This window comes from Pseudoneobacillus rhizosphaerae (assembly GCF_917563885.1).
GTDB classification, from domain to species: domain Bacteria; phylum Bacillota; class Bacilli; order Bacillales; family Cytobacillaceae; genus Pseudoneobacillus; species Pseudoneobacillus rhizosphaerae.
The window spans coordinates 1-12,724 of sequence record NZ_CAKJTG010000005.1 but is presented as its reverse complement, the minus strand read 5'-3'; the positions used below and the strand labels follow the sequence as shown (position 1 = coordinate 12,724).

At 34.3% G+C, this 12,724-nt stretch carries 12 protein-coding genes and 1 tRNA gene; 7 read left to right on the top strand and 6 right to left on the bottom strand.

Annotation, left to right across the window (positions count from 1 at the left end):
* Window positions 1-14: 14 nt before the first annotated feature.
* Entirely contained in the window at window positions 15-440 is a 426-nt protein-coding gene (locus tag LRP83_RS04975; RefSeq protein ID WP_230495584.1) for a DUF2621 domain-containing protein, read from the bottom strand.
* Between the two features lie 242 nt (window positions 441-682).
* On the opposite strand from LRP83_RS04975, the gene LRP83_RS04970 reads away from it, so the two are divergent.
* Window positions 683-1,375 (top strand): oxidoreductase, encoded by a 693-nt coding sequence (locus LRP83_RS04970; protein ID WP_230495583.1) that lies wholly within the window; start codon window positions 683-685, stop codon window positions 1,373-1,375.
* A gap of 108 nt (window positions 1,376-1,483) precedes the next feature.
* Here LRP83_RS04970 and LRP83_RS04965 read toward each other — a convergent pair.
* A tRNA-Sec gene (locus LRP83_RS04965) sits at window positions 1,484-1,580 on the bottom strand.
* Window positions 1,581-1,757: 177 nt separating this feature from the next.
* Between LRP83_RS04965 and LRP83_RS04960 the strand changes: the two genes are divergently transcribed.
* Window positions 1,758-2,648, top strand: a complete 891-nt coding sequence (locus LRP83_RS04960) for a hypothetical protein (protein ID WP_230495582.1) — start codon at window positions 1,758-1,760, stop codon at window positions 2,646-2,648.
* Between the two features lie 174 nt (window positions 2,649-2,822).
* On the opposite strand, the gene LRP83_RS04955 is transcribed toward LRP83_RS04960, so the two are convergent.
* Window positions 2,823-3,155 (bottom strand): hypothetical protein, encoded by a 333-nt coding sequence (locus LRP83_RS04955; protein WP_230495581.1) that lies wholly within the window; start codon window positions 3,153-3,155, stop codon window positions 2,823-2,825.
* Window positions 3,156-3,403: 248 nt separating this feature from the next.
* Here LRP83_RS04955 and LRP83_RS04950 point away from each other — a divergent pair, with 248 nt between their 5' ends.
* The 3 genes from LRP83_RS04950 to LRP83_RS04940 all read left to right on the top strand — a co-directional run bounded on the left by LRP83_RS04950 (window position 3,404) and on the right by LRP83_RS04940 (window position 6,379).
* Complete coding sequence (locus tag LRP83_RS04950) at window positions 3,404-4,270, top strand: DUF1002 domain-containing protein (RefSeq protein ID WP_230495580.1); 867 nt, start codon at window positions 3,404-3,406, stop codon at window positions 4,268-4,270.
* A gap of 235 nt (window positions 4,271-4,505) precedes the next feature.
* A complete protein-coding gene (locus LRP83_RS04945) occupies window positions 4,506-4,706 on the top strand; it encodes a cold-shock protein (protein ID WP_230495579.1) in 201 nt (66 codons plus the stop codon).
* A 314-nt stretch (window positions 4,707-5,020) separates the two neighbouring features.
* Window positions 5,021-6,379 (top strand): arsenic transporter, encoded by a 1,359-nt coding sequence (locus LRP83_RS04940; protein WP_230495578.1) that lies wholly within the window; start codon window positions 5,021-5,023, stop codon window positions 6,377-6,379.
* Window positions 6,380-6,422: 43 nt separating this feature from the next.
* Here LRP83_RS04940 and LRP83_RS04935 read toward each other — a convergent pair whose 3' ends face one another.
* From LRP83_RS04935 to LRP83_RS04925, 3 genes are all read right to left on the bottom strand, one after another.
* Window positions 6,423-7,088, bottom strand: coding sequence for a DUF2642 domain-containing protein (locus tag LRP83_RS04935; RefSeq protein ID WP_230495577.1), 666 nt, complete (start codon window positions 7,086-7,088; stop codon window positions 6,423-6,425).
* A gap of 99 nt (window positions 7,089-7,187) precedes the next feature.
* Complete coding sequence (locus LRP83_RS04930) at window positions 7,188-8,243, bottom strand: spore coat protein (protein WP_230495576.1); 1,056 nt, start codon at window positions 8,241-8,243, stop codon at window positions 7,188-7,190.
* Window positions 8,244-8,378: 135 nt separating this feature from the next.
* Window positions 8,379-9,467, bottom strand: coding sequence for a CotH kinase family protein (locus tag LRP83_RS04925; RefSeq protein ID WP_230495575.1), 1,089 nt, complete (start codon window positions 9,465-9,467; stop codon window positions 8,379-8,381).
* A 490-nt stretch (window positions 9,468-9,957) separates the two neighbouring features.
* On the opposite strand from LRP83_RS04925, the gene LRP83_RS04920 reads away from it, so the two are divergent.
* Together LRP83_RS04920 and LRP83_RS04915 are read left to right on the top strand one after the other, a co-directional pair.
* Window positions 9,958-10,587 carry a hypothetical protein gene (locus tag LRP83_RS04920; protein WP_230495574.1) on the top strand — a complete coding sequence of 210 codons (630 nt, stop codon included), beginning with the start codon at window positions 9,958-9,960 and terminating at the stop codon, window positions 10,585-10,587.
* 239 nt (window positions 10,588-10,826) lie between these two features.
* Window positions 10,827-12,347, top strand: coding sequence for an MDR family MFS transporter (locus LRP83_RS04915; protein ID WP_230495573.1), 1,521 nt, complete (start codon window positions 10,827-10,829; stop codon window positions 12,345-12,347).
* The last annotated feature ends 377 nt before the right edge of the window (window positions 12,348-12,724 follow it).

The following is a 12,724-nucleotide window of genomic DNA, read 5'->3' as shown; positions in this document are numbered from 1 at the left end:
GCAGGTGCGTTTTTTTAGAATAAATGTTCATATGGTGTCATTTCGATATGTTTTTCTCGTAGCTTTTTAATTAAGAATTTATGATCCCTTTTAGGAGTAGCGAGAATATAACCTCTGATTACGAGCTCTTGAGTAATTCGTGAGGCTTTTTCCTTTAAAGCAAGCTCACCAATTTTACCAGCTATTTTATGACGGGCAACATCTCTGAATAATTCTGGAACTGGGCTCACTAAATCTTCTAATAATAATTTTTGATCATCTGGCCATAAATGACGAGTTTCTTTTACATAATGTTCTTCCCAATCCATAACCGACTTTCCATCTTCTTTTGGAAGTTTTTTTAGAAATTTCCTAAACATAAAATAACCGCCAATGGCGAAAGAACCGAATAAAATAACAATCCAGAATAGAATAAACCACAAAAACCAGCCTTCTAACATTTTCTCACCTACAATTTAGTAATTAACAATATTATAGACTGATTTTTTAATGGATGACAAGAGTGTTGGACATGATTCATCGGTTTATACAAGAAAAAGCAGACTTAAGTCTGCTCCTCTCCTACATTCCGTTATTTTTAAGGTGATCTTCATCACTTTCCTTCATTTTACCATGACAAAATTTGTAGAGTTTGCTAAAGTCCATTAAACTGAATGTATATGAGGGATCTGTAGGAGTGGAAATGATGACTATTGAAAAGAAAAAATCAGCGCTACTTGTAGGTGCCACTGGATTAGTCGGTGGTGAATTATTGACAATTTTATTAGAGCAAGATAGATATGAGTCAGTTAAAGTTTTTACACGAAAACCTCTGAAAGTCAATCACCCTAAGCTTAAACAAATTATTGTGGATTTTGATAATCTCCATCAGTATAAGGAGCATTTGAATGTAAATGATGTCTACTGTTGTTTAGGGACGACGATTAAAAAGGCTGGGTCACAAGCAGCTTTTAGAAAAGTAGATTATGAGTATCCAATTGGTTTAGTGAAACTTGCAGAAGAATATACAGTGGAAAAATTTCTTATTATCACGGCAATGGGAGCAGATAAGTCTTCGAAGGTATTCTATAATCGTGTCAAAGGAGAAGTAGAAGGGAAGCTTCGAAATTCAGCTATACGAAACTTACATATTTTTAGGCCATCCTTATTACTTGGAGAACGTGAAGAGTTTAGATTTGGTGAGAAGTTGGCCATCATTTTGAGTCCCATTTTATCGTTAGCCATGGTAGGTAGCCTACGCAAATATAAGCCAATTCAAGCAAGGAATGTAGCGAAGGCGATGTTTTTATCTGGTCAAACACAAAGAACGGGATTATTTATATATTCTTCGAATGAAATACAAGATATTAGTGATGGTAAATATAGTTGGAAATAAAAAAAGTTCATATGAAATATAAAAAGGCCTTTCTGCTAATAAAGAAGGGCCTTTCGTATACGATACCTAATCAACATGTCGAATTGTTTATAGGATAATTATGTAGTTTGGCGGGACTGCCTGGGAATCGAACCCAGCTATCCTGGCACGCAGGACACAAGCGGTTTTGAAGACCGTGGAGGACACCAGTACCCCAATCAACCCCATAAGAATTACTACCTCAACTTGTTATATTATGAATGATTTTACTTGTTTCTGCAATAATATTGCCGGTAATTTATTTAAGAGAAAATAAAACATTCTTATTTTGTTCAAGGAAATGGAATGTTTTTCAAACATTTTTCAAATAATAATCCCATATAAAGTGAGAGGAGGAATGTTTTTGAAACGTGTAGTAAATAGAAACACTCTTCCATTTATTATTTTATTCGTCATTCATACCGCTTTACTCATTTATACTTTTGGTAAAAATAAAAATCGAAAGTCGTTATTTATTTTATTGCTATCAAATATTGGATTTGCTTACTTTTTTGAATTTTTTATCCTGAATTTATTTCACTCATATGAATATAAACCAAATTTATTTAAGAAAAAGTATTTAGACAATATTTTAGGAGCATTTTTATCACAAGGTGTTTTTGTGCCGTTTGCATCTATTTTCATATCTTCTTTTGGATTCGGATGGAAAATAAAGGCGATGTTCGCCATATATTTCGCTATTGTCGAAAGAATTTTTATCAAACTAGGTGTATTTAAAAATAATTGGTGGAGAACCATGTATACCGTTTTTTTAATACCCCTTTATTTTAAAATAAGCGAAAGTTGGTACAAAGGTTTGATAAAAGGAAACAGTAACATTTTATTTACATCCTTTTTATTGATGACTTGGGTTACTGGGTTAAGTGTGTTAAATATACTTGGTGTACTTCGAAAGGTTAGATTTGGACTTGGAAAGATTTACTCATGGAGAGAACATTTTATCATTTCCACTTTATATTGGTTTATAATTTCAATTTTTACGACCTATACCATCCATCAAAAACCAAATTGGCAAGGGAAAATCCAATCTTTCCTTTTTATGAAGGGTGTTGATTGGTTTTTAATAAAAATGGGAATTATTAAATCTCATTTAACTAATGGGCTTTTTATGAATGGACTTCAAATCTTAATGCTTTATTTGTCCGTCATATATAAAAATATAATTTACAAGGGTCAATACGCCGTTTCCGGGGAACCACCCTCACAAAAAATAATTAATTATACAAATACATAAAAGGCTAAACCGTTAACGAATAAACGGTTTAGCCCATTTGTTATTTGTTCTTAAAGGTTTCTACAAATGCATGGTAGAACTCAATTCCTTGAAATAGAAACATACTTGCGGCAGATATAGAAAAAAAGCCAATCATGAGTGCTCTAAACCACATTTTTCATTCCTCCTTAGTTTTTATATAAAAACAAAAGAGGATATAACCACGTAATTAGATTGATAAAAAATCGGTGTATAAAATTCCTTCCTTAAATAGCTGAATCCGAATAAGGATTTTGGGTGTTTAATGGCAGATAATAGGATATACACAGATAGTATGGAAAGGACCAAAGAAAAAAGTTTATGATTATCATTTTTGAGATTAGCTAGTGGTTCATCAAACTGCTCGTTCAATACAATCTTAAGAGATTCATTACTACTGAGGTGGTCTGCAGGGAGTCCAACTAAAAATTGAGCTCCTAGTCCAAGAGAAAAGAATAGCAGCAATGTAAGGGTAAGCGATTTTTTCAATGGATCACCTCCCGTAATTCGAATTGCACTAATCATAACAAAATACTTTATGTGTGAACAGTAGTAAAGTAATAAAAAAAGAAAATTCTGAAAAAACATAAAAGGTTTAGGGCGGAGTACTGATTGAAAATGACTGTTAATACGTATAAAATTACACTAACGAGATATGCCACTTTTGGATAAGTATTATTTTTCTTATCTGTTTTAAGGGACTAATAGGAATAAAACATAATATTGGAGGATTCGAAATGAAGAAGAGCTTTATTACAAACTTGTTAGTTTTGCTTTTGATTTTCTCACCGAGTTACGTTTTTGCCGATGTAGCAGAAGGTGATGTGATTATTACCCTTGGAGAAAACTTGAGTAAAGAGCAAGAGAAACAAATCCTCAAGAAATTAGATGCTACAGATAATACAGAGATTATTACTGTTTCAAATGCTGAGGAAAGAAAGTACTTAGGTGACTTAATTCCGAAAGCCCAGCTAGGAACGAGAGCTATTTCCTCCTCATCCATAACCTATATGGCAACAGGAACAGGATTAGATGTAGAGACAGAAAATATTAACTGGGTCACGGATGAAATGTATTTGAATGCGTTAATTACTGCGGGTGTGAAAGATGCGAAAATAAAAGTAGTGGCACCGTTTCAAGTCTCAGGTACAGCAGCATTAACGGGGCTGATGAAAGCCTATGAAATTTCTTCTAATGAAGTTATACCTGAAGAGGTAAAGCAAGTAGCTAATCAAGAAATGGTTGAAACAGCCAAATTAGGGGATAAGATTGGTTCAGAAAATGCGGCAGCTTTAATCGCAAAGATTAAAGAAAAAGTAGCAGATAATGCTCCTGAAACAGATGCACAGCTACGAGCTATTATTGAACAAGCGGCTAGTGAGGTAGGGATAACTTTAACCGAAAACCAAATTCAAAGCTTAATCGATCTTTTTAACAAAATGAAAGAATTAAATATTGATTGGAATCAGGTTGGAGATCAATTAGATAAAGCGAAAGAAAAGATATCGAAGTTTTTGCATTCTGAAGAAGGTAAAGGGTTTTTATCAAAGCTTAAAGATTTTTTTATATCCTTATTTGAAGCTATAAAATCGCTATTTAGTTAGGCTTAAGGATAAAACTAGTATGACTGGTAAGTTCAATATCATATAGGAAACCTTGACAAAATATCCTAATAGTGCTAAAATTATAATAACCTTTGCATCGTATGCAGCCTTATAATAATCTAATTGATTGTTATTTTAGCAGAGTTCGTAGTTGCTGTATGCTTCATACATTTACGTTGTCTTTGGTTAATTTTACACATGGCAAAAATCTTGCCAATAGGAGGATTTTAGTTTTATGAAAAAAGGTAAAGTAAAATGGTTTAACGCAGAAAAAGGTTTTGGGTTTATTGAGTCAGAAGATGGAAACGATGTATTTGTTCATTTCTCTGCTATCCAAGCTGAAGGTTTCAAATCTTTAGAAGAAGGTCAAGAAGTTTCTTTCGAAGTTGTTGAAGGAGCTCGTGGACCACAAGCTGCTAACGTTACTAAAAAATAATCAAAACTAAATTTCAGACAGCCCAGCCAATCGGTTGGGTTGTTTTTCTTTGTCTTATATTAATCATTCTCCTACTAGTCAATAGTCTTTAGGGCAAATCTCTTTAAGGTACAAAAGTCTAGTAAGACAAACACCTAGAAGGCCATTATTTAGGGGGGATTTCTACTAGTTATTAGCGGATTTATTCAAAATTGGTATATTCGCTCAGTACATTTTTACTATGAGACACGTATACATACAGTACAACTGATAGATATAGACAAGGGTTGAGTTGTTGTAAGATCATTCCAAAGAAGGGAGTGAATAGGAATTTTATGTTTCAAGAATACACGGTAATAATGACGATTTTCGCTTTTTTTCTAACGATGGTCATCATTTTTATCCGTCCTAAAGAAATGAACGAAGCAATTCCAGCAACAATTGGGGCTGTGATCGTATTTCTTAGTGGTAGTGTCTCGGTTGCTGATTTAATAGATATCAGCACGAAAGTTAGCGGGGCTGCAATTACAATTATGGCAACGATTGTAATGGCACTTGTTTTAGAAAGCTTTAGGTTTTTTTATTGGACCGCATTGCTGTTATTAAAGAAATCAAAAGGGTCAGGAGTTCGATTGTTTTGGTTGACGTTGCTGTTATGTTTTTTAATGACCTTATTTTTTAACAATGATGGGAGTATTTTAATAACCACCCCAATTCTAATTTTAATATTAAGACATTTAGGGTTAAAAAACCACCAAAAAATACCTTACCTTCTGAGTGGTGCATTAATTGCCACCGCATCAAGTGCTCCTATAGGTGTAAGCAACATCGTGAATCTTATAGCTCTCAAAATAGTAGATATGGATCTTTACCTTCATTCTGCCTTGATGTTTGTTCCAGGAACACTAGGTTTATTATTTCTAGCTGCCGCACTATTCTTCGTCTTCAATAAGGATATCCCTAAAAAAATCCCACTATATTCAGATTCGGTTCCTTTACAAAACCTTGATAGAACTCATCCACTTAAAGGTCACTCGATCAATCATATAAATACACAAAATAAGTTAATGATTAAAATATTGTTATTTGTATTTCTTATTAGAGCTAGTCTATTCATAGCTTCTTACTTTAATATTTCTATATCATTAGTTGCAGTGGTTGGTTCCATCATATTGTTAGTCTGGAGATGGTTCTATTTAAAAATCAGTCCAAAAGATATGTTAACGAAAACACCTTGGCATATTCTTGTTTTTGCATTCAATATGTATGTAATTATATATGGGTTGCACAATATTGGATTAACTCAATTTTTAATTAAACACACAACTATTCTGATTGAAGGAAGTCTTTTAAACGCAAGTTTGACGATGGGGATATTGATTTTCGTTTTGTCCAACTTATTTAATAACCACCCAGCCTTAATGATTGGTACAATTGCTTTAACAGAAATGGGTCTGGACCCTGTTATGTTAAAAACAGTTTACTTAGCAAATATTATTGGGAGTGATATTGGATCGTTAATTCTTCCAATTGGTACGTTGGCATCACTTATCTGGATGCATATTTTGAAGAAAAACAAAATTAAAATTTCATGGAAAAAATATATTAAAACTACCCTAATCGTTATTCCTCCAACCTTAATTTTTACACTCTTCTGTTTGTATTATTGGTTGTTACTAGTATATGTTCATTGATCAGTCTAAAAGGACCCATTAATAGGTCCTTTTAGTTAATACATTACGGTAGGTGAGCTGATTTAAGATGAATCAGCTTCCAATACAATGTTTCTCCATTGGCAGTCACAAGCTCTACAATATTATTTTGGATATTTTTAACAAGTCCAATTTTATCTGGCTGGTCGCCTGTATCAAAAACGACTAATCTGCCTTCATATTTTTTTAGTTGATCTTCAAATGTACGGGATAGTGGAATACCTAATGGCTGAACAGGTAGAACTTCGTTGCTAAGTGTATATGGGGTCAAGCTTGAAGAATAAGGAATCACCCATTTTAAATGGTGCAACGAAATAAATAGTGTCTTGTAAACAGGGGAATAAAATACAAAGTAATCATTCAATATATTCGTAATGTAACCATGAATGGATTTATTTCCAGTCACATAAATTTCAACAAAGATTCCTTTAGCGTTATTTAATGTTTTTCGATAGGAAATGGTATCAGTATCATCTGTAAAAGGTTGTTTGTCTTGGTGGATAATTTCAATTGGCTCATTACTGCTAATTTTGACATTGTGTAAATGGAGAAGAGGAATATATAAATATTGCTTACCGTCGAATAATACAATGATATCAAGACCTACATCAATTAGGATACCAACGAAAGTTGTTTTTCCTGTGATTTCGATATCGACTTGTTTTCCTATATAATTAGAAATGCCTTTCAAATACAATCCCTCCTTTGTAAAATATTTAAGAAAAAATAGGTGCACTAGTTGAGTTTGACTAATGCACCACTGACTTTGAAAAACAGCTAGAAATTAGGTTTAGTTTGATTTCCATACATAATCAATAGTTTTTACCACTTTTTCTCTAGAAGCTCTTCTGGAACTGCCACTGCCACTTTTGGAATTACTTTTGCTCTTATCTTCTGATTTGTTTTCATTTTTATCAGATTGTGCCGTAGCTTCAGTATTTTGTTGTTGATTTTGATCTTGATTTTGGGTTTGATCTTGTTGTTGATTTTGATTTTGTTGTTTTAAAGCACCTTTTGGACCTGAGCTAATGCTCTTAATGTGGTATGGATTAATTCGCATAACTTCTTGATTATTAATTAACGTATAGTGTCCACCCGCATTTTCTACTAAAATACCTTCCATAGCTTCTGGGCCACCACGGTTAATGGCTATCCACTTATGCGCCATGCGTCCAAATAATTCATGGAAACTATTTACTTGTTCATAATCAGGTACGACGGTTTGGGTCATTTGTACATTTCCATTATTTTGATTTTGGTTGTTTTGGTTATTTTCAGCTATGCTCTTAATGTGCTGAACATTAAAATAAACAACTCCATCGTCTTCTGTAAAGATGACGATAAAATCTTCTACGTTACCAAGTACTAAGCCTTTTTTAGATTCAGGACCACCTTGGTTGATTTGAACATACTTGCCTTCTAATTGTTCAACAACACCTGTAAAAGATTCAGCTTGAACGAATTCCGGTGTTTCTGTTTCTGTTGTTCCTTGTTGGAGATTTAAAGTCGAATTGTTTACAGAATTTTCACTGATGCTGGCTATGTGGCTAATGTTATAGTAAACTACGTTTTTTTGATTTTGATTATTATCTTGGTTGTTGTTTTGTGCATTGTTTTGATTATTGTTTTTATTTTTATTTTTGTCGTTATTATTATTGTTATTATTGTTATTTTGAGCATACACAGTAACAAAATCTGATTGTACATCTAGAAGTACACCAGACTTTGATTCAGGGCCACCGCGATAGATGGTAACCTCCTTACCTTTTAGAGACTCTAAAAACGAATGGTATGCAGCGTCTTGAGTAGTAGAGTTTCTTAATGAATTTTTATTTTTACTCGACATTTTTAATATTCCTCCTTGGCGATTATCATAATAGGTAATTTCTACTCTATATATACGTGTCATGTAGGGGTATTGACCCTATAAAATGGCCTATTTTATATAAATATCAACTTTTGCCTACTTAAGGCTATGTTTTCACTCCAATTTATGAAGATTTTCGCTAATATATCTACTTCGATCCTTAATGAAATTGAGAATAAACTCTGGTTCTTGGTCAAATTTAGAAATAAGATGTTGGATATACGGATCTTTTAAGAAGTAAGGCCTAAGTTGTTTGTACAGATTTTCAATTTTCGGTTTCATATAATCAACAGTGAATTCATTGACTAAAATATGTTCAATAATACTTCGATACTCACTTCTAAAAGCAGCAATATCAAGAATACGAGCAGTTAGTGTGTTGAAACCTTCAATCCTCACATAATCATATTCCATTACTTTTCCATTCACATCTCTTCCCCAAGTGCCGTCATAATCCCACGGGGAAACCTCAAACAATCCAGTCTCTTTATTGCGAATAAGTGAGTAATTGTGTACAAACCCATCATAATTTTGAGTGAAAATAACACCTGCAAGCCAACGTAAATATTGGTTTACGTTTACATAATCTTGAATCGATTGTTCAAATTCATTTCGTGGTAGAGTATTTATTTTATAGATTAATTCTTGAAGATAACCAACATCCTCATCAGTACCAAATTTCATTTCATACCCTAAATCTAATGATTCTTTCACATCTTGATCTAAATCACTTAATAGTGAAAAATTGGCATCACCATCGACAGCGTAAAATACAGCACCTAAGGGGTAATTTCTTTTCTGGAAAAATTGTTCATCAACTGATTCAAGTTGTAAATATAATCCTTCAGGTTTTCCATTTAAATGGAGGAAAACATGTTGGGCTTTGGGAGCTAAAACACCAATGCTAGTGAAAAAGTCGAAAGATAACTTATTTCTCATTAATGAAATATCCTTATACTCGGCATTTAAATGTATTTCTTTTGAGCCAAGGTAAAACTTAGGTTGGTAAAACCGAATATTATAGGATTTTTTTTTGAATTTTCTTGTATGAGATCCTCTATATAAAAGGTCGATATCCAATTTTTTTTTGTTTATTTTTAAGCTTCCTTGAATAGGGTCCTCACACCAAATATCACCTCGTAATTCCTTTAAATCATTTGGGTGGATAAATAAATAGTATACAGGCAGCTGGCTTTGGCCCATATTACGTAACCTCCTTTATGCACATACACTATAAATTGTATGTATTCCAATAATGGAATGTCACAAATGGATAGGCGTCTATTTTTTTAAAAATAGGACGTTTGTCTAAGGCAAATAACTTTCATAGACGTATTTTATATAAAGAGAATGTGATGTAACGGCTACATCGCATATCTATTTAAAAATAGGGAGGATTTTATGTTTATGTTTAGAAGGGATGATATAAGACGCGCTGCTGATGAAGCAGCAAATGCTGGGCTAACTAGTTTTATGCACAATGATCCAAGGGAACAAGGGCGCACTGCACGTAAATGCAGTACAACTAGAGATACTGGTCAAGTTCAAGGGAGAACGACTAGACGGTCCACTTGCGGATGTGGACGCTCGACTGGAAGAACTGGAAATGTAGGAGGTCGTACAACTCGTCGGACAACAAGAAGAACAACGCGAAGATGCCGTACGACGAGCCGGACAACAAGAAGAACCACACGTGAATGTCGTACAACGAGCCGGACAACAAGAAGAACAACACGTGAATGTCGTACGACAAGACGTACAACAAGAAGAACAACTCGTAAATGCCGTACGACGAGACGCACCACCAGAAGAACTACTCGCGTGTGCAGAACCACCCGCCGAACAACCAGAAGAACAACAAGAAGAAGAGGCAGAACCACTCGCCGAACAACAAGAAGAACCACACGCAGATGCCGTACGACTCGCCGAACAACCAGAAGAACCATACGTAGATGTCGTACGACTCGCCGAACAACCAGAAGAACGACTCGTAAATGTCGTACAACAAGACGGACAACCAGAAGAACGACTCGTAAGTGCCGTACAACTCGTAGAACAACCAGAAGAACGACTTGTAAGTGTCGTACAACCAGAAGAACGACCCGTCGCACAACCAGAAGATCTACACGAAGAGGAAACCGATCTACCCGTCGTAGCACAAGAAGATCAACCAGAAGGGGATCAAGAAGCACCCGCCGTCGCAGTACTAGAAGATCAACAAGACGTGGTGGACGCGATACTAGAAGAAGTAGTAGAAGAAGAGCAACACAAAACTTTAATACTCAGAAAAGGTATTGGAATAGCGGTAATATGTGGATGTTAAAAATGGAAAATAACTAATTTGATTATTAATCAAAGTCCAAATTAGTCTCTAACTATAAAAGCTATATAAAATGGATGGGAAAAGGCTAAAAATTCATTAATAAAGAATTTTAGCCTTTTATTATTTATATTTCCAATGAATTTCTCTAGAAAAATAAATAATTGCATTTCTCCAATACTTCGTTTATTCTTTAAATATTTGTTAGACTTTTCAATTTGTTTAGGAAAGTGGGGGAATGAATGGTTAATCAGGAAAGTAATCTTAAACTAGTTATTACTGGATTATTGCTTGGAATTTTCATGTCTGCAATGGATAATACCATTGTAGCAACTGCGATGGGAACGATAGTAGCTGACTTAGGGGGATTTGACAAATTTGTTTGGGTCACATCCGCTTATATGGTTGCAGTGATGGCTGGTATGCCAATTTTCGGTAAGCTTTCTGATATGTATGGAAGAAAGCGCTTTTTTATTTTTGGTTTATCCGTATTTTTAATTGGATCTGCCCTTTGTGGTGTTGCGCAAAGCATAGAACAATTAAGTATTTATCGAGCCATTCAAGGTATAGGCGGCGGTGCCTTAATGCCGATTGCTTTTACGATTGTATTTGATCTTTTCCCACCAGAAAAACGTGGAAAAATGACTGGATTATTAGGAGCGGTATTTGGATTATCGAGTGTAATGGGACCACTTTTAGGAGCATACATAACAGATCTATTTAGTTGGCATTGGGTGTTTTATATAAACGTCCCAATTGGAATTGTATCATTATTTTTGATTATCAAATATTATCATGAATCGCCAGAACATTCGAAGCAAAAAATTGACTGGGGGGGTGCAATCACTCTTGTTGTGGCTGTTGTTAGTCTAATGTTTGCACTTGAGTTAGGTGGAAAAGAATTTAATTGGAATTCGATTCCAATTATTAGCTTATTAATGATTTTTGGTCTTTTTTTCATAGTCTTCCTATTTGTAGAAACTAAGGCAAAAGACCCGATAATATCCTTTTGGATGTTTAAAAATCGGTTATTTGCGACTTCTCAAATATTAGCTATTTTGTATGGTGGCACCTTTGTTATCTTAGCTGTTTTTATACCTATTTTTGTTCAAGCTGTTTATGGTGGTTCTGCAAAAAGTGCAGGTTTTGTCCTAACTCCTATGATGCTAGGCTCAGTAGCAGGAAGCGCAGTAGGAGGTATTTTTCAAACAAAAACAACCTATCGAAATCTGATGACGATATCTGTAATTGCTTATTTTCTTGGAATGTTTCTTCTTTCAGGAATTGGGCCTGAAACTTCGAGAGCTCTATTAACAGTTTACTTAATTATTGTTGGATTCGGAATGGGATTCTCATTCTCTTTATTACCAACAGCGACAATTCATAAGTTAGACCCTCGTTATCGAGGCTCAGCTAACTCAACTAATTCTTTTCTACGTTCTTTTGGAATGACACTTGGTATAACTATCTTTGGAACCATTCAAAACAAGGTGTTTACTAGTGATTTAAAGGAGTCATTTAAAGGAATGAATAATGGTGGGGGGATGTTAAATTTCAATGATCCCCAGCAGATATTTAAATCCGGTCAACGGGAACAAATCCCTGAATTGGTTCTAGACAAAATTATCGGAGCGATGTCCCATTCCATCACTTATACTTTTTTACTTGCTTTAATCCCAATTGCATTGGCTGCAGTAACAGTATTTTTCATGGGTAATGCTAGGGTGGAGATGAAAAAGAATATCGAACAAAAAACGAATTAGACCCCTTTTGGAAGGGATATAGGAAGTTTCTTATAAGAAATCCTATAAATGGCAATGAAAAAGGCGTGCAATCTGACAACAGATTTGACACGCCTTTTTCATTTATTATGGATTCTTTGACACAGATAATTTTAAATAAAGAGCGAACCTAAAGGACCAAGAGATGAGAAAATCAGCATGGTTTGTTAAATAAGCGGAGAAAACTCTCTTAATTACGAAATAGCACTGAAAATAGCTTAAATAGACGGAAGGATTCGGGAGTGTAAATTATTTTGTGTAAATGATTAAATTAATTATTGAAAGACTATACTTTAAACAATGTGCTCTTACCTACTAGGGGGATAGGGCAATGCTGGGGAGCAACCCGAGCACCTAGT